The sequence below is a fragment of the Mesorhizobium sp. B283B1A genome (assembly GCF_020165735.1).
In the GTDB taxonomy this organism is placed as follows: Bacteria; Pseudomonadota; Alphaproteobacteria; order Rhizobiales; family Rhizobiaceae; genus Mesorhizobium; species Mesorhizobium opportunistum.
In genome coordinates, this window is sequence record NZ_JAIUIQ010000009.1 from 182501 (window position 1) to 198125 (window position 15625).

General features: G+C 64.3%; 14 protein-coding genes, 1 tRNA gene and 2 rRNA genes (1 of these 17 only partly in view). 9 read left to right on the forward strand and 8 right to left on the reverse strand.

Annotated elements, in window-relative coordinates:
- The 3 genes from LB577_RS10300 to LB577_RS10310 all read left to right on the forward strand — a co-directional run.
- Nucleotides 1-1143 (forward strand): 23S ribosomal RNA (locus LB577_RS10300) (it extends 1679 nt beyond the left edge of the window).
- Nucleotides 1144-1419: 276 nt separating this feature from the next.
- Nucleotides 1420-1534: ribosomal RNA gene (rrf, locus tag LB577_RS10305) — 5S ribosomal RNA — on the forward strand.
- 196 nt (nucleotides 1535-1730) lie between these two features.
- Nucleotides 1731-1807 (forward strand) — tRNA-Met (locus LB577_RS10310).
- A 146-nt stretch (nucleotides 1808-1953) separates the two neighbouring features.
- On the opposite strand, the gene LB577_RS10315 is transcribed toward LB577_RS10310, so the two are convergent.
- The gene (locus LB577_RS10315; protein ID WP_224686621.1) at nucleotides 1954-2871 is read right to left on the reverse strand and encodes a LysR family transcriptional regulator; all 918 of its coding nucleotides are present in this window, start codon (nucleotides 2869-2871) and stop codon (nucleotides 1954-1956) included.
- A 135-nt stretch (nucleotides 2872-3006) separates the two neighbouring features.
- Here LB577_RS10315 and LB577_RS10320 point away from each other — a divergent pair, with 135 nt between their 5' ends.
- Both LB577_RS10320 and LB577_RS10325 read left to right on the forward strand, forming a co-directional pair.
- A complete protein-coding gene (locus LB577_RS10320; protein WP_224686622.1) occupies nucleotides 3007-3645 on the forward strand; it encodes a DsbA family protein in 639 nt (212 codons plus the stop codon).
- 38 nt (nucleotides 3646-3683) lie between these two features.
- The gene (locus tag LB577_RS10325) at nucleotides 3684-4295 is read left to right on the forward strand and encodes an NAD(P)-dependent oxidoreductase (RefSeq protein WP_224686623.1); all 612 of its coding nucleotides are present in this window, start codon (nucleotides 3684-3686) and stop codon (nucleotides 4293-4295) included.
- A gap of 22 nt (nucleotides 4296-4317) precedes the next feature.
- Here the strand turns inward: LB577_RS10325 and LB577_RS10330 are convergent, their stop codons facing one another.
- Nucleotides 4318-5787, reverse strand: coding sequence for an ROK family protein (locus LB577_RS10330; protein WP_224686624.1), 1470 nt, complete (start codon nucleotides 5785-5787; stop codon nucleotides 4318-4320).
- Between the two features lie 74 nt (nucleotides 5788-5861).
- Complete coding sequence (locus LB577_RS10335) at nucleotides 5862-6770, reverse strand: tagatose-bisphosphate aldolase (RefSeq protein WP_224686625.1); 909 nt, start codon at nucleotides 6768-6770, stop codon at nucleotides 5862-5864.
- A 285-nt stretch (nucleotides 6771-7055) separates the two neighbouring features.
- On the opposite strand from LB577_RS10335, the gene LB577_RS10340 reads away from it, so the two are divergent.
- The 4 genes from LB577_RS10340 to LB577_RS10355 all read left to right on the forward strand — a co-directional run bounded on the left by LB577_RS10340 (nucleotide 7056) and on the right by LB577_RS10355 (nucleotide 11271).
- The gene (locus tag LB577_RS10340) at nucleotides 7056-7961 is read left to right on the forward strand and encodes a sugar-binding transcriptional regulator (RefSeq protein WP_224686640.1); all 906 of its coding nucleotides are present in this window, start codon (nucleotides 7056-7058) and stop codon (nucleotides 7959-7961) included.
- Between the two features lie 425 nt (nucleotides 7962-8386).
- Nucleotides 8387-9364 carry an ABC transporter substrate-binding protein gene (locus tag LB577_RS10345; protein ID WP_224686626.1) on the forward strand — a complete coding sequence of 326 codons (978 nt, stop codon included), beginning with the start codon at nucleotides 8387-8389 and terminating at the stop codon, nucleotides 9362-9364.
- Nucleotides 9365-9461: 97 nt separating this feature from the next.
- Nucleotides 9462-10523: an ABC transporter permease subunit gene (locus LB577_RS10350; protein ID WP_224686627.1), complete on the forward strand. Its 1062-nt coding sequence runs from the start codon at nucleotides 9462-9464 to the stop codon at nucleotides 10521-10523.
- Complete coding sequence (locus LB577_RS10355; RefSeq protein ID WP_224686628.1) at nucleotides 10516-11271, forward strand: ATP-binding cassette domain-containing protein; 756 nt, start codon at nucleotides 10516-10518, stop codon at nucleotides 11269-11271. The genes LB577_RS10350 and LB577_RS10355 overlap by 8 nt, the downstream gene beginning before the upstream one ends.
- Nucleotides 11272-11283: 12 nt before the next feature.
- Here LB577_RS10355 and LB577_RS10360 read toward each other — a convergent pair whose 3' ends face one another.
- Genes LB577_RS10360 through LB577_RS10380 form a run of 5 tightly spaced genes read right to left on the reverse strand, consistent with a single transcriptional unit; the run spans nucleotide 11284 to nucleotide 15389 of the window.
- Complete coding sequence (locus tag LB577_RS10360) at nucleotides 11284-11790, reverse strand: L-2-amino-thiazoline-4-carboxylic acid hydrolase (protein WP_224686629.1); 507 nt, start codon at nucleotides 11788-11790, stop codon at nucleotides 11284-11286.
- Nucleotides 11787-12569, reverse strand: a complete 783-nt coding sequence (locus LB577_RS10365) for an ATP-binding cassette domain-containing protein (protein WP_224686630.1) — start codon at nucleotides 12567-12569, stop codon at nucleotides 11787-11789. The genes LB577_RS10360 and LB577_RS10365 overlap by 4 nt, the downstream gene beginning before the upstream one ends.
- Nucleotides 12566-13579, reverse strand: a complete 1014-nt coding sequence (locus LB577_RS10370; RefSeq protein ID WP_224686631.1) for an ABC transporter ATP-binding protein — start codon at nucleotides 13577-13579, stop codon at nucleotides 12566-12568. The genes LB577_RS10365 and LB577_RS10370 overlap by 4 nt, the downstream gene beginning before the upstream one ends.
- Nucleotides 13576-14406, reverse strand: coding sequence for an ABC transporter permease (locus tag LB577_RS10375; protein ID WP_224686632.1), 831 nt, complete (start codon nucleotides 14404-14406; stop codon nucleotides 13576-13578). The genes LB577_RS10370 and LB577_RS10375 overlap by 4 nt, the downstream gene beginning before the upstream one ends.
- Nucleotides 14403-15389 carry an ABC transporter permease gene (locus tag LB577_RS10380; protein ID WP_224686633.1) on the reverse strand — a complete coding sequence of 329 codons (987 nt, stop codon included), beginning with the start codon at nucleotides 15387-15389 and terminating at the stop codon, nucleotides 14403-14405. The genes LB577_RS10375 and LB577_RS10380 overlap by 4 nt, the downstream gene beginning before the upstream one ends.
- Nucleotides 15390-15625: the final 236 nt, after the last annotated feature.

The following is a 15625-nucleotide window of genomic DNA, read 5'->3' on the forward strand; positions in this document are numbered from 1 at the left end:
CGCAAGTGGAGGAGGGTGGCACAGACCAGGGGGTAGCGACTGTTTATCAAAAACACAGGGCTCTGCGAAGTCGCAAGACGACGTATAGGGTCTGACGCCTGCCCGGTGCTGGAAGGTTAAGAGGAGGGGTGCAAGCTCTGAATCGAAGCCCCAGTAAACGGCGGCCGTAACTATAACGGTCCTAAGGTAGCGAAATTCCTTGTCGGGTAAGTTCCGACCTGCACGAATGGCGTAACGACTTCCCCGCTGTCTCCAGCATAGACTCAGTGAAATTGAATTCCCCGTGAAGATGCGGGGTTCCTGCGGTTAGACGGAAAGACCCCGTGCACCTTTACTATAGCTTTACATTGGCATTCGTAGTGGCATGTGTAGGATAGGTGGTAGGCTTTGAAACCTGGGCGCCAGCTCAGGTGGAGCCACCCTTGAAATACCACCCTTATTACTATGGATGTCTAACCGCGGCCCGTTATCCGGGTCCGGGACAATGTATGGTGGGTAGTTTGACTGGGGCGGTCGCCTCCTAAAGAGTAACGGAGGCGCGCGATGGTGGGCTCAGAACGGTCGGAAATCGTTCGCTGAGTGCAATGGCATAAGCCTGCCTGACTGCGAGACTGACAAGTCGAGCAGAGACGAAAGTCGGTCATAGTGATCCGGTGGTCCCGCGTGGAAGGGCCATCGCTCAACGGATAAAAGGTACGCCGGGGATAACAGGCTGATGACCCCCAAGAGTCCATATCGACGGGGTTGTTTGGCACCTCGATGTCGACTCATCGCATCCTGGGGCTGGAGCAGGTCCCAAGGGTATGGCTGTTCGCCATTTAAAGCGGTACGTGAGTTGGGTTCAGAACGTCGTGAGACAGTTCGGTCCCTATCTGCCGTGGGTGTAGGAATATTGAAAGGATCTGTCCCTAGTACGAGAGGACCGGGATGGACGGATCTCTGGTGGACCTGTTGTGGCGCCAGCCGCATAGCAGGGTAGCTATATCCGGACGGGATAACCGCTGAAGGCATCTAAGCGGGAAACCCACCTTAAAACGAGTATTCCCTGAGAACCGTGGAAGACGACCACGTTGATAGGCCGGGTGTGGAAGAGCGGCAACGCTTGAAGCTTACCGGTACTAATAGTTCGATCGGCTTGATCGTTCTCATTCCTTATGCTCATCGTGAACACGATGATCTGGCCAGCGCTCACGCATGAGCGGCCCCTCTGGGGCCTATGCTCCGCGAGGGCGCCGGAAAACCGGCGACGCGCAGTCGCGCTTGCGGGCTTACGCCCGGGCGCCCTGCAATGAACGTCGCCATTGGCACGGAAAGACGGGCAAACGGCACAAGCCAATAGCGAGCGGGTATCCCCTACTCACTATTGCCTGCTGCCTAATCCCTAACCCAGCTTCTCGAAAACAACGTGCGTTTTGCCGACCTGGTGGTTATGGCGGAGCGGCTGCACCCGATCCCATTCCGAACTCGGCCGTGAAACGCTCCAGCGCTGATGGTACTTCGTCTCAAGACGCGGGAGAGTAGGTCGCTGCCAGGTCTGCCAAACGCACGTTCTAAATCTTCTCTTTACGAACATGGCCCGCCAATCGGGAAACCACGGGCCGCGAAAGCGGCCCTTTCATTTGGTGAGCCATCTACCTATCTGTAGGCCATCCTAGTCATAGGCATCGGCTTACGTCCAAAGCAGGCAAACGCTTGCTTAGATCAGCAAGCAAACGCTTGCTTAGGGTTGACGCGGGGTGGAGCAGCCCGGTAGCTCGTCAGGCTCATAACCTGAAGGTCACAGGTTCAAATCCTGTCCCCGCAACCAAACTTAAAACGGCCCGCTCAAGCGGGCCGTTTGCATGTCTGGCGGCAAGTTCCAGACCATGAGGAGTGCCTCTCGCCGGCAATCGAACGGCACGGCTCCGCGCGTGAATGTAAGTTCTTGCTGACAATGTCGCGCGCCCGGCGGCATCATGCCGTTTCGAGGCGACGCGCGCGCTTTCTCTCGGCAGCCGCCAGCAAGTCGACGAAGGCGCGCACCTTGGCGGGCCGGAAGCGGGCCGGCGGGAAGACCGCGTGGATACCGCCGGTCGGCAAGGTCCAATCAGCTAACACCGGCACCAGCCGTCCCTCGGCGATATCGTCATTGACACTGTAGTCCGGGAATATGCCCAGCCCGATGCCGGCAAGCACACAGGCCAGGGCGGCCGGGCTCTTGTCGCACATGATGACCGGATTGAGTTCGGTCAGCACCGTTTCCCCATCCCTGGAAAACAGCCATTGGCCGATGCCGCGCAGCTGCGCGTTGCCGACCCAGGCCAGCGATCTTGCCTGGTGCGGACCGACGTCGGATGGCAGGCTTGCGGCAAAGGCCGGGCTTGCCACCACGATCTGCCGTATCGTGCCCAGGCGCCGCGCCTGGTTGGAGGAATCGGCAAGCCAGCCGACGCGGATGCCGAGGTCGATTTGCTCGTCCACCAGATTGCTTACCGCGTCGTCGAAGATCGCCTCGACGCGCATCTGCGGATAGGTCTTCAGATACGCGGCCATCACCGGCGCGACCACCTTAGCGCCATAGTCGAGTGGTGCGGTCAGCCTCAGCATTCCGGCGGGCTCGACCGCCCCGTGCGAGATCTCGCCATAGGCTGCCTCGGCCTCGCGCAAGATGATGGTCGCGCGGTCATAGAAGAGGCGCCCTTCTTCTGTCGGGGTGACACGCCGCGTCGTGCGCCGCATGAGCGTTGCGCCCAGTTCCTCTTCAAGCTTGCCGATCTGGTGGCTGACGACGGCCTTGGCAACGCCCAGTCGGTCCCCCGCCACGGTGAACGAGCCGGTCTCCATGACCGTGGTGAAGTAGACGAGCCGATTGAGATTCAGAAGCTCGGCCATACGACCGCCTTTGTCTGATTTGATCGGACAGTTTGTATTATTGGCTCTGGTTTATCGCAAGGTCGCCGTCTGCCACATATGGCCAGCACATTCCGGTGGGCCGCGGCCGATGCCCACAGCAAGGACAGCATGATCATGAGCAATCCAGACGTGACCTATCTTTTCGATCCGCTCTGCGGCTGGTGCTACGGCGCCACCCCGATGCTGGACAGGCTGTCGGCCAGCGGCGTGCGCATCGAACTGCTGCCGACAGGCCTGTTCTCCGGTGCAGGGGCGCGACCGATGGATGAAGCTTTCGCCGCCCACGCCTGGGCGAACGATCAGCGCATCGAGCGCCTGACCGGCCAAAAGTTCACGCAGGCCTATCGGCAAAATGTCCTCAATGTCCGTGGCACCTTGCTCGATTCCCATGCCGCCACGCTTGGCATCAGCGCGGCTGGCCTGGAAGGCCCCGGCGGCCGGCTGACGGCGCTGAAGGCGATCCAGCGGGCGCGTTATGTCGATGGCAGGGATATCGTGACGATCGACGGTGTCGCAGAGGTGCTTGCAGCCGCCGGCATGGCGGATGCCGCCGGGCTGCTGCAGTCGCCGACGGAACGGCTGATGAAGGCGCACCGCGAACTCGTCGGCCAGGGCCGAACGCTGTTCGAGCGCCTTCATGCCAACGGCGTGCCTTCGCTCGCGGTCATCCGCAACGATGTGCCCCGGCTCATCGGTTCGAACGCACTGTTCGGCAGCTTCGACAATCTTGTCGCCCATATCGCGGCGGCGTGATCTCTCCCAACTAACCCCAGCAAGGAACGGAAAAAGACATGGCAAAAGTCGCTCTCATCGGTGCATCGGGCGCCGTCGGTTCGCGCATCCTCAAGGAACTCTCGGATCGTGGCCACACAGTCACCGGCATTGCGCGACACCCGGAAAAGATCGCTGCGCTGCCCGGCGTCACGGCCAGGAAGGGGGATGTCTTCGACAGCCAAGCTCTCGCCGACCTGATCCGCGGCCATGACGTGGTGATCAGCTCGATGCATTTTCTGGACAGCGACGCCGACACGCTGATCGCGGCGGTGCGTGCTTCCAGTGTGAAGCGCTACCTCGTTGTCGGCGGCGCCGGCAGCCTCGAGGTCGCGCCAGGCAAGCGTCTGGTCGATACCCCCGAATTCCCTGCAATCTACAAGGCCGAGGCACAGAAGGGCGCCGACTTCCTCGACAAGTTGAAGACCGTCGGCGATCTCGACTGGACGTTCCTGTCGCCGTCCGCCATGTTCATCCCTGGCGAGCGCACCGGCAAATTCCGCCTCGGCCAGGACACGCTCCTCGCCTCGGACAAGGGCAGCAGCATCTCCTTCGAGGACTACGCCATCGTCATGGTCGACGAGATCGAGAAGCCTGCGCATGTCAGGCAGCGTTTTACGGTCGGCTATTGATCAAACGGACTGACGTCCTGGTTCAGCCAGGTACATCCAAGCGGGCGGCCATGACCGCTCGCAGCCATGCCGTGATGGCATCGAAGTCGATCGGTTTTGTCGTGTCGACGTCGAAGAGCGGTCCGCGCCGCAGCGGTTCGGCACGTTTGGCGAGCTCGATCAGTTCGGGGATATAGGCGGCACCGGGATGACCAGCGGGGCGCTGGTCGAGCCGGGCGCCATAGCGCTCGGCAAGGACCTCGCCGGGCGCGTGACACCAGATTTCGACGGTCTGTTCGACGCCAGCTTTTCGCAGATAGTCCTCGAGAACTTCACGCGGCTGGAAGCCGAACCAGGCATCGATGACAAAGGTGCTGCCCGCCGGAGCTTCGCCGACGACCGACCAGATCGCCTGATAGCTGGCGCGGCCGAGCGTGCGGTTGAATTCGCGGTCGCCGCCGTCAAGCACTTCGAGGAATGGATTCTTGATCGTGTCGAGCGCGAGCAACGGCCATCCCATGTGGTCGGCGATGCCGCGCGAGACGGTGCTCTTGCCACTTGCGGGAATGCCGTTGACGAGCACGGCACGCCTGGCGTGGCTGGACTGGGCCAAGCGCGGAACCGGACCTGCGCCCGGTTCCATGGCGAGTGCCTGGAGGCCAGCGCCGATCACGCCGGCGTCGTCGCCGAGCTGTGCTGGTTCCACTTGGCATTGGTACCAGGGCGCCAGCGCCGGCGCTCGGCCGAGTGCTCTGTGTGCTGCCCGGCCAAGGCCGCCGCCAAGCAGCACCATGTCGGGATCGAGCACGGCAACGGCCGTGTCGATGGCGGCACGCAGCGGTCTCGCCCAGGCGTCGAGTATGCCGCGCGCCTGGATGTCGCCGGCCGCATCGCGGGCAAAAAGCTGATCGACAGAAATGTCGGCGCCGAGCCCGGCGCGTGCAATGTGGCGGCCGAGCGCCGTGCCCGAACTGGTGGTTTCGACGCAGCCGCGACGGCCGCAGGCGCAGACCTCGCCGTCGACATCGACGGTGATGTGGCCAAGCTGGCCCGCCGCTGCCGAGCCGCGCGTAATCCGGCGGTCTTGAGCGACGGCGCCGCCAATGCCGGTGCCTATTGTGAACATGACGATGTTGTCATGGCCGCGCCCGGCGCCAAGCGCCATCTCGGCGGCCAGCGCCATGTTGCAGTCGTTGTCGATGATGACGGGCTTGCCTGTCATGTCTTCCAGGCGCTGCGCCAGCGCAACCGAAGCGAGGTTGACGTAGCCACCCGACAGGACGGCGCCGCGCCGCGCATCGACACGGCCGGGGACGCCGACGCCGATGGCCTTCACATCGGGCGTGTCGAGAAGGCGCACCATGTCGGCGATGCGGCCAAGCACCAGCTCCGGGTCGGGCGCGCTTTTTTCGGAAACGCGCTTGAGGATTTCACCGGTCCCGGAGACGCGGGCGGCACGCAGATTGGTGCCGCCTATATCGATCCCTATGCTGAGGAGCATGACGTCCTGCATCTGTTTTTCCGCAAATTCCGGACGCAAAACCGCTTCACACTTTTGCTGGAACAGCTCTAGTCCAAACGCAATTGTCAGGCAGCGGCTTTTTGCCGGTAGTGCCCGATCACGGCCTGAATCTCCCGCAGTCGCGGCACTGCGATGGTCTTAAGCCTTTCTCGCTGGATGTCACGGTCGAGGGAGATGCAGTCTTTCCACAGGGAACGGCCGGCAATGACGCCCGAGGCGCCGTTCTGCATGGCGATCTCGACCTGGCCGAGGAATGTTGCGTGGTTGACGCCGGCCGAAAGCACCGCCCATGGCACCTCGCCTGCCATTGCGGTGATGTTGGCACAGGCTTCGGGCGTGCCGGGATAGGGAAGCTTCAGCACCTTGGCGCCGCATTCCAGCGAGATTCTTGTGCCTTCCTCGACAAGCCATGGCGTCCTGGCCGCATAGTCCTCGGGGCTTTCGCCTTCGAGCGGATAGGTCAGGAACTCGACGACCAGCAACAGGTCCTCCTTGCCGAAATCGGCGATGCACTGGCGCAGGATGGCGATGTTGTGTTCGTTGGCTTGCGGCTTGTCGGCCCGCAGATAGACCATGATCTTGCCGCCGGTGCCGCCCAGGGCGCGGACACGGCGCGCATCGATGCCTGGAACCAGGCGTGACAGCCGGTAGCCCTCGGGCGAGACGTCAAAACCGGAGGCGTCGAGGCCGATGAGCAGTGCCGTATCGCGGTTCAAGACGCCCTCGTCGACGATGCGCGGCACCGCGCAGAGCGGGTCGAGCAGCACGCAGGATGCTGCACTGGCGAGGTAGCGCGTGATGTCAGCCTTGGTGTCGCCGAGCATGTCGTTGGTGATCTTGGCCTGCTCTGCCGGATCCGATGCCAGCAAGGTCCGCATGCCGCCGCGCTGGTCGCAGGCGATGGCCACCATGGCCCCGTCCTTGCCGCATATCTGCTGGTAGCCGCGCAGCTCCGCGGTGGTCATCTTCGTCATGATCTTCAGTCCGATGTTGGCGCCTCTACCGAGGGCGCGGATCCCGTTGAAACAACAATGTTCAGTTCTGCCCGCCCTTGCCGGCGAGGAGATTTTTGCCGCGTGGTGCGCCCTCCGCTCTCGAAAACCGTGCCCGCCGGCATCGCCGCATGGAAGCGGCCCCACGTTGCGATTCGGCTGGATTTGCGCGATAACTCCCATCGGCGTATACGTGTGTAACACGTTGCTGAAAGGAATTGCAAGCTGTCTGTTCCCTCCATCCAGGATGCGACCGCGTCGCGGACACTGCTGCACACGGTCGCCAAGCTGCACTATTTGGAGGAGATGTCGCAGGTCGACATCGCGCGGCAGCTCGGTGTCTCCACCGCGACGATTTCGCGACTGCTGCAGCGGGCACGGGCGGAAGGGATCGTGCGTATCGAGGTTGTCGATCTGGCGACGCCGGAGGACATCACCAGACAGTTGATCGACGGGTTGAAACTGCGGGATGCCGCGGTGGTCGAGACGCCGGCGGCGGGCACGCTGGCGGCGCTGGCGGCTCCGCTTGGCGGGCTGCTCAGGCAGGCGCAACTGGTGGCAGGCTCCGTGGTCGCCATCGGCTGGGGGCGCGCCGTGCGCGAAGTGATCCGGGCCGGCCTGCCGCGCATACCGGGCGTGCTCACCGTCGCCGCCACCGGCGGCATGCAGCAGCACGCGGCGCATTTTCAGGTCAATGAGTTCGTGCGGCTTGCCGCCGAGGAGTTCGGCGGCACGCCGCACTTCATCCATGCACCCTATCTGCCGTCCACGGAGTTGCGGGATGTCTTCCTGCGCGATGTCGCCATCCGCGACGCCGTCGCCTTGTGGGAGAAGACCGACATCGCGATCGTCGGTATTGGCCTGCCGCATGCCATCAATGCGCCGGAGGCAAGTGCCGCCACGCCGAGCGAGCAGGCGTTGGTCCATGCGGCCGGTGATGTGCTTCGGCATTATTTCGATGTCGAGGGGCAGCCGATCGCGTGGGAAGGGGAGAGCCGGATGATCGCCATGTCGCCGGCACAGCTTCGCGCCGTGCCGCAGGTGATCGGCCTTGCCGCATCGCCAGAGAAGGCGACGGCAATCATCGGCGCGGCTCGCGCTGGGCTGATCAACACGCTGGTCACCGATACGAAGACGGCGCAGGCCATACTCGCGGCGCTTGCGCAGCGATAGGATCGGCAGGACATTGGCGGCGGGATGGAGCCGGCTGCGAAAACAAGTTGTGTCGCCGAGAGGCGCGGGCAATAGTTTGCTGGGGCTCCACGGAGCAGTCGGATGTCGTACGGTGTGAAAAACCCGGCGCTGCAAGCTCGGAAAAACCGAGTTGCAATTTATTTCTGCAAAGTGTTACAAGTCAGGATGCCCGCCAGCAAGGCGCGGCGGGGGCATAGTTTGCCGGACCTCGCGGAGGCAGGGGAATGGGGCTGTGGCCAAGTGCGCCGGTCTGGCTGACCGGCTGACATATCGACTGGAGGGCGCTTGGGAGGAAAGCTGCCCGTGACGGCAAACAGGCGTTTAAGCCGCCTTGTCCCCTAGTGGACAGCGGCCATTCCAATGTCACTTGCAACGGCAGATCTGCCAACAATGAGGAGGATGTCATGAAGAAGATTGTTGCCGCGCTCGCGGCGCTTGCCGTCACTGCGACGGTGCTGATCGCGCCCGCGCGGGCGCAGGACAAGAAATACACCATTGCGCTCATTCCGGGCCTCACCACCGATGGTTTCTACATCACCATGCGCAAGGGCGCCCAGGCGGCTGCCGATGCGCTTGGCGTAAACCTGGTTTTCCAGGGCGCGCCGGAATTCAACCCGGTCACCCAGGTGCCGGTGCTCGACGCGGTCATCGCCAAGAAGCCTGACGCGATCCTGATCGCGCCAACCGACAAGGTTCAGCTGGTCGAGCCGCTGCGCAAGGCCAATGATGCCGGCATTCCGGTCATCACCGTCGACACCTTCGTCGGCAGCGGCGTCTACCAGACCGGCGCGGGTGACGCCGATTTCCCACTGTCCTACATCGCCTCGGACAATGTGCTCGGCGGCGAGATTGCCGCCCGCGCGCTTGCCACTGCGGTTGGCGACAAGGGCAAGGTCTATGTCTCGAACGTCAAGCCCGGCATCTCGACCACCGACCAGCGTGAAGAGGGCTTCAAGAAGGAGATGGCCAAGCATACGGGCATCACCGTGCTGGAGACCCAGTTCAACGACGACGATGCCAACAAGGCGGCCTCGCAACTGCAGGCCGTGTTCGCACGCAATCCGGACCTGGTCGGCGTGTTCGGCGCCAATTTGTTCTCGGCGCTGGGCGCGGCCAATGGCGTCAAGCAGGCCGGACAGACGGGAACCGTCAAGGTGGTCGCCTTCGATGCTCCGACCAGCATCGTCGACAACATCAACACCGGGCTGGTGGACGTGGCGATCGCCCAGCATCCCGCCGAGATCGGCTATTACGGCGTCGTTTCGGCCTATGCCCACCTGACCGGCCAGTCGATTCCGGTCACGATCGGCACCGGCTTCACGATCATGGACAAGTCCAACATCGCGGATCCGAACATCTCGAAGTATCTCTACTCCGAGTAGTCCAGACGAGCCCGGCTCTTCCCGGTCCGCCGGGAGGAGCCCGTGCCGGGTCCACGCCGGAGGCGGGACCTTTTTTGATGGCAGCCGCGGAGTATCCATGACCTCCACATCACCAGCCCAGCCGGCCGAGAAGCATGTCGCCCCTCAGGCCGATCACGGCGATCCTGCCAGGAACTGGATCGCACGCATAGCGGAGGCGCGCGCCTGGCTGTTCCTTGCCGGCCTGATCATCTGCTTCGAAATCTGGTCGAGGACCGACTTCGGTGCGACCTTCGTGCTCAATCCGTTCAACCTGCAGTCCATTGCGATATTCGCCGTGGCGCCGCTGCTCTTGGCGACAGGGCAAACCTTCGTCATAATCTCGGGCGGCATCGACCTGTCGCTCGGCTTCATAATGGGGCTGGCCGCCGTCATCGCCGCGCATGCCACCAACATGGCGGGCGCGGCCATTCCCTTGCCGCTGGCGATGCTGGCAGGCATCCTTGCCGCGGTCATCGTTGCCGGCGTGCCAGGCGTCATCAACGGCTTGCTGATATCGCGCCTCAGGGTCCCGCCTTTCATCGGCACGCTCGGCATGTTCGGCGTCGCGCGCGGTGCCGCCTTCCTGTTCGCCGGGGGCACGACGGTGCCGGTGCAGAATTCGTGGTTCGCGCTGCTCGGCAACGGCAAGTTCCACGGCATCCCCTATCTGGTGATGATCGCCGCCGTCTTCGTCGTCGTGATGCACTATCTGCTCAGCCAGACCCGGTTCGGCCAGCACAATTATGCCATCGGCGCCAACGTGCAGGCGGCGCGGCGCGCCGGCATCGACATCAGGGGCCACATCCTTCGGCTCTATGTGCTGTCGGCGATGTGCGCCGGCCTTGGCGGCGCGCTCTATGCCGCGCGGTTTACCGCGGGTGCCGCGCAAGCCGGCGAGCCTTTGCTGCTCGATAGCGTCGCGGCCGTGGTGATCGGCGGCGCCAGCCTGTTCGGCGGCTCCGGCACCATCTTCGGCACGGTCGCCGGCGCGCTGGTGATCGCGGTCATCCAGTACGGACTGGTCTTCGTCAATGTCGAGCCGTTCTGGCAATTCATCGCCGTCGGCATCGTCATCATCATTTCCGTTCTCATCGACCAGGCGCAGCGCCGGTTCAGTGGAGCCCGTCAGGATGAATAGCACCAACCAGAACGCACCCCTGCTGGAAGTCCGCAACCTGTCCAAGCACTTCGGTGCCGTGCGGGCGCTAAACGACTTCTCGATGGCCGTCCGGCCGGGTGAAGTGGTGGCGCTTGCCGGCGACAATGGCGCCGGCAAGACGACGCTGATCAAGGCGATATCGGGGGTGTTCCAGCCGACCGGCGGCGAAATCCTGCTCAGGGGTCAGCCGGTGACGTTCGCGACGCCGCAGGAGGCGCGCGAAAAGGGCATCGAGACGATCTACCAGGACCTCGCGCTCGCCGACAATCTGTCGATCGGCGCCAACATCTTCCTTGGCCGCGAACCGATGCGCAAGGCGTTCGGCTTCCTGCCGGTGCTCGACCGCAAGGCGATGGCCACGGCGGCCAAGGAGACGATGGGGCGGCTGGATTTCCACGTCAGCCGGCTCGAGGCCCCCGTCAGCAACTTCTCCGGCGGCCAGCGCCAGGCCGTCGCCATCGGCCGCGCCGTTTACTGGGATGCGCAGATACTGATCATGGACGAGCCGACCGCCGCTCTTGGCGTGCCGGAGCAGCGCAAGGTGATCTCGCTGATCCACCAGCTCAAGGCGCAGGGGCGCGGGGTGATCTTCATCTCGCACAATCTGCAAGACATCTTTGCCGTCTCGGACCGCATCGTGGTGTTGCGGCGCGGCGTCCAGGCTGGCGAGCGCAAAATCTCCGAGACCAATCATGACGAGGTCGTCAAGCTGATGGTCGGCGGCTAGGCCATTCGGTCTTCAGGCTGCGTCCCTGTTCGTCAGCGCGATGTGGCAGCAGCCTGAGCCGTGGCCCGGCGTCCAGGTGACATTGTCGAAACGCACCCCGGTCGCCTCGAACAGGCCGCGGTCGAAGGCGCCGGCGATGCGGCAGAGCGTGGCGAGCTTTTGGTCGCCGACGCCGGCCTCGACCCAGGCGTCCTTCAGCGGGCAGCGCTTCACCTTGAAGGCGATGCGGTCATCGCTGCACTCGACATCGGTCGGGTACATCAGGCCGCCATCCGGGCTGACCGCCAGGAAGGCCTCGCCGATGGCGCGCGCGTCGTTGGCGCCGAAGCTGGCGAAGGCGGCTGCAGCCACTTCCTTGCCGCGCTGCTCGATGGTTCGGATCATGACCGCCTCGGCCTTTTCGGCGCCCAGCTCTCCAGTCAGCTCGTCGAGGAACAGACGGTAGAGATCGGCGCGGTTGCGGAAGGCAGAATCGAGTTCGCGCGACAGTTTTTCGGCTCTGGCTGCGGGGTCGGTCATGATGCGTCCTGTGCGGTTCTGAGTTTTGGCGCGGCCGCCACCAGGGCCTTGCCGATGGCCGATTGCGGTGCGTCGATGACGGCGCGGGCGTCGCCACTCTCGGCAATTCGCCCAGCGTCGAGAAGGATGACGCGGTGGGAGATCGCGCGGACCACGCCGAGATCATGTGAAATGAAGAGATAGGCGATCCGTTTCTCGCGCTGCAGGTCGAGTAACAGGTCGAGGATCTGTCCACGCACGGAGACGTCGAGCGCCGACACCGCTTCGTCGAGCACGATCAGTGACGGGCTCGTGGCGATGGCGCGCGCGATGGCGACGCGCTGCCGCTGGCCGCCGGAGATTTCGTGGATGGCGCGCGCGGCCAGATCCGCTGCCAGCCCTACGCGTTCGAGCAAGGCGGCGATGCGGTAGGGCCGCTCGGCGCGCGAGGCAATGCGATGGATGCGCAAGGGATCGTCGAGCACCCGCGCCACCGTGGCGCGTGGATTGAAGGCGGCCAGCGGATCCTGGAACACCATTTGCAGGCGCGCGCGATGCGCTCGCAGCGCGGCGCCACCAAAAGCCAGGAAGTCATTGCCTTCGAATTCGATGCGGCCGGCATCCGGCTCGATCAACCGCAGCACCAGCCGCGCGATTGTCGACTTGCCGCTGCCGGAAGGGCCGGCGAGCGCCAGCGTTTCGCCCGGCTCGATGCGAAAAGAGACATCGTCCACGGCGGCAACTGTCTTGCCGCCGCGACGATAGTGTTTGGTGAGGCTGGATACCGTGAGCAGGCTCATGCGTGGCGCCCGCTTCGGTTCAACAATGGTTCGGCATCAAGTCCGATGTGGGCATCAAGGAGCGCGCGCGTGTAGGCCTGGGCCGGGGCGTCGATAATCCGTGGCGTCGTGCCAAGTTCAACCAACTGGCCATGGCGGAACACGGCGATGCGCTCGGCAAGCTCCGCGGCGAGCGCGATGTCGTGGCTGATGAACAGCAGCGTCATGCCGTCCTCGGCTACCAGCCGGCGGATCAGGGCGACGATGTCGGCCTGCACGATGGTGTCGAGCGCGCTGGTCGCCTCGTCGGCGATCAGCAATTTCGGTCCGGCGGCGATGGCGGCGGCAATTGCCACGCGCTGCTTCTGGCCGCCGGAGAGCTGGTGCGGGAAGGCTCGCAGGGCCGAATCTGGATCTGGCAGCCGAACGCGTTCGAGCAGGATCTTTGCTTGCGTGTATGCCTGCGGCCAGGTGAGGCCGAGATGAGTGCGGGCGACTTCAGCGATTTGCTTGCCGATTGGCATAACGGGGTCGAGGCTGGCGGATGGGTCCTGGAAGACGAAGCCGACATCGCGGCCACCGAGGGGAGGGTGACTTGATCTGGTGAAGAGCTTTTGCGGCCTGTGCTCTACGAGGCCCCCCTCTGTCCTGCCGGAAATCTCCCCCTCTAGCGGGGAGATTGCGCTCTCATCTCTGCCTTCGCCAATCACCAGCGTTGCGGGAAATATGCCGACAGCGAACCTGCCAATCTCCCCCCTTGAGGGGGAGATGTCCGGCAGGACAGAGGGGGGCGCCTTGGCGCCCAACGTCGACGGTAGGAACCAATCGATCTTTCCTTCAATCTTGGCAGACCCCGGCAACAACCCCGCAATCGCCAACGCCAGCGTGCTCTTGCCGGATCCGCTTTCGCCGATGATGGCCAGGCGCTCGCCAGCGACGATATCGAAGCTGACGTGCTTCAACGCCGCGACCTCGCCGCCGTCACGGCGGTAGGTGACCGTCAAGTCGCGGATCGCTGCGAGTGCGGTCACGACAGGCCTCTCCTGATTGCCGTCGTCTCGACGATGCCTTCGCCGGCGAGATAGACCCCGAGTACCGTCAGCACCAGCGCTATGCCAGGAACGATGGACAGGAAGGGCGCGGTGCGCAAAACAGCGCGGCCTTCGGCGATCATGCCGCCCCAGGTGACCCGGTTGGGGTCGCCGAGGCCGAGAAACGACAAGGCTGCCTCGGTGAGGATGGCGGCGGCGACGATCACCGACGACATCGCCAGCACCGGCGGCAGGGCGTTGGGCAGCACTTCGCGAAAGGCGATTTCGAGCGGATGCATGCCGACGGCGCGGGCGCTGGCGACATAGTCGCGCTCGCGAATGGAGAGAACTTCCGCGCGGGCGATACGGGCGGGCCCGGTCCAGGTGCCGAGCGCGATGGCGATCACGACGACGCCCAGTGATGGCCCGAGGACACTGACGAAGGCCAGAGCCAGCAGGAAGCCCGGCACGGTCTGGAAGGCATCGGTGACGCGCATCAGCAGCTCATCGACGAGGCCGCCGGAAAAGCCGGCCAAAGTGCCGACCACTGCGCCGATGGCCAAGGCCGCCGTCGCCGCCGCAAGCCCGACGACGAGCGAGGTGCGGGCGCCGTGGAAAAGCTCGGCCAGCACGTCGCGGCCGAGCCGGTCGGTGCCGAGCGGCAGCGACCAGTCCTGGAACGGCGGCAGCAGCGGCGGCCCGGCAATGGCTTGCGGATCACCGGAGAACAGCAGCGGTGCCGACAGCGCCATGGCGATCAGCGCCGCCAGAAGGATGGCGCCGGCGACGGCCTCAGGCCTCCGCAGAAAGCGGCGAAGCGGGTTCACGCGCCGGCCTCGCTGGCGCCGACGCGCGGATCGAGGAAGGCATAGGCGATGTCGACGAGGAGGTTAATCACGATGACCAGCACGGCGCTGACGAGGATGATGCCGAGCAGAAGGGGTGTGTCACGCGCGGCCACCGCTTCCTGCGCCAGCCGGCCAAGGCCAGGCACGGAGAAAACGCTCTCGATGACGACACTGCCGCCGAGCATCTGCGCCGACTGCAGGCCGAGCATGGTGACCAGCGGCAGCAGCGCGTTGCGGGCAATATGGGCGAGCACGATCCGGCGGCGCGAAAGCCCCCTGGCGCGGGCGGCCAGCACAAAATCCTGCCGCCAGACCTCGGCCATGCCGGCACGCATCATGCGCAGATAGAGCGCGAGATAGATGAGGCCGAGAGCGGGAACCGGCAGGACGAGATGGACGGCGATGTCGGCGGCGCGGTCGAGGCCGGTCTTGTCCGACGCCAGGGTTTCGATGCCGCCGATCGGCAGCCAGCGCAGGTCGACGGCAAAGACGACGATCAGCACCAGGCCGAGCCAGAAACCGGGCACGGCATGAAGCGCCAGCGAGCCGATCGACAGGAAGCGTTCGCGCAAACTCCCGGGCCTCGCGCCGGCATAGATGCCGAGCGCCGAGCCGAGCCCGAAGGAGAGCGCGGTGGCGCTGACCATCAGCAGCAGCGTGTTGGGCAGGCGCTCGAGGATGACGTCGCGGATCGGTCTGGAGAAGGTCACCGATTGGCCGAGGTCGAGATGCAGCAACGCCCAGAAATAGTTGGCCAGCCGCGTCAGCTCCGACTGGTCGAGACCCCAGCGATGACGCAGCAATTCGATCATGCCGGCGTCGCCGCCGGTCGAGACGATGTAGGCGTCGACGGCGTCGCCGGGGGCGGCCTCGAGCAAAAGGAACGTGCCGATGACGACGATCAGCAGCACGAAGATGCTGCCGACGAGGCGGCGGCGGAGGAGGATGAGGGCGCGGGTCAAGGGGGCGTCGATGGGTTGGCGATACGTTGGTTAGGACCGCGCCTAGGCACCCCCCTCTGTCCTGCCGGACATCTCCCCCTCAAGGGGGGAGATCGGCTGTCTCTTTTGGCTTCGCCAATCTCCAACGTTGAAGAATTCGCGGGGCAGACAAGCGGCCAATCTCCCCCCTTGAGGGATTGTTGCAAAATTGGGTGGATGTGATTCCCTGTTTTTGAACAGGGGATCGTGCAATGACG

Excerpts from the sequence above, each read along its gene's own strand:
- LB577_RS10360 (WP_224686629.1), bottom strand. The coding sequence starts at position 11,790 with ATGACCGACCCCGCAGCCAGAGCCGAAAAACTGTCGCGCGAACTCGAT.
- LB577_RS10320 (WP_224686622.1), top strand. The coding sequence starts at position 3,007 with ATGAGCAATCCAGACGTGACCTATCTTTTCGATCCGCTCTGCGGCTGG.
- LB577_RS10365 (WP_224686630.1), bottom strand. The coding sequence starts at position 12,569 with ATGAGCCTGCTCACGGTATCCAGCCTCACCAAACACTATCGTCGCGGC.
- LB577_RS10325 (WP_224686623.1), top strand. The coding sequence starts at position 3,684 with ATGGCAAAAGTCGCTCTCATCGGTGCATCGGGCGCCGTCGGTTCGCGC.
- LB577_RS10350 (WP_224686627.1), top strand. The coding sequence starts at position 9,462 with ATGACCTCCACATCACCAGCCCAGCCGGCCGAGAAGCATGTCGCCCCT.
- LB577_RS10315 (WP_224686621.1), bottom strand. The coding sequence starts at position 2,871 with ATGGCCGAGCTTCTGAATCTCAATCGGCTCGTCTACTTCACCACGGTC.
- LB577_RS10335 (WP_224686625.1), bottom strand. The coding sequence starts at position 6,770 with ATGACGAAGATGACCACCGCGGAGCTGCGCGGCTACCAGCAGATATGC.
- LB577_RS10345 (WP_224686626.1), top strand. The coding sequence starts at position 8,387 with ATGAAGAAGATTGTTGCCGCGCTCGCGGCGCTTGCCGTCACTGCGACG.
- LB577_RS10355 (WP_224686628.1), top strand. The coding sequence starts at position 10,516 with ATGAATAGCACCAACCAGAACGCACCCCTGCTGGAAGTCCGCAACCTG.
- LB577_RS10330 (WP_224686624.1), bottom strand. The coding sequence starts at position 5,787 with ATGCAGGACGTCATGCTCCTCAGCATAGGGATCGATATAGGCGGCACC.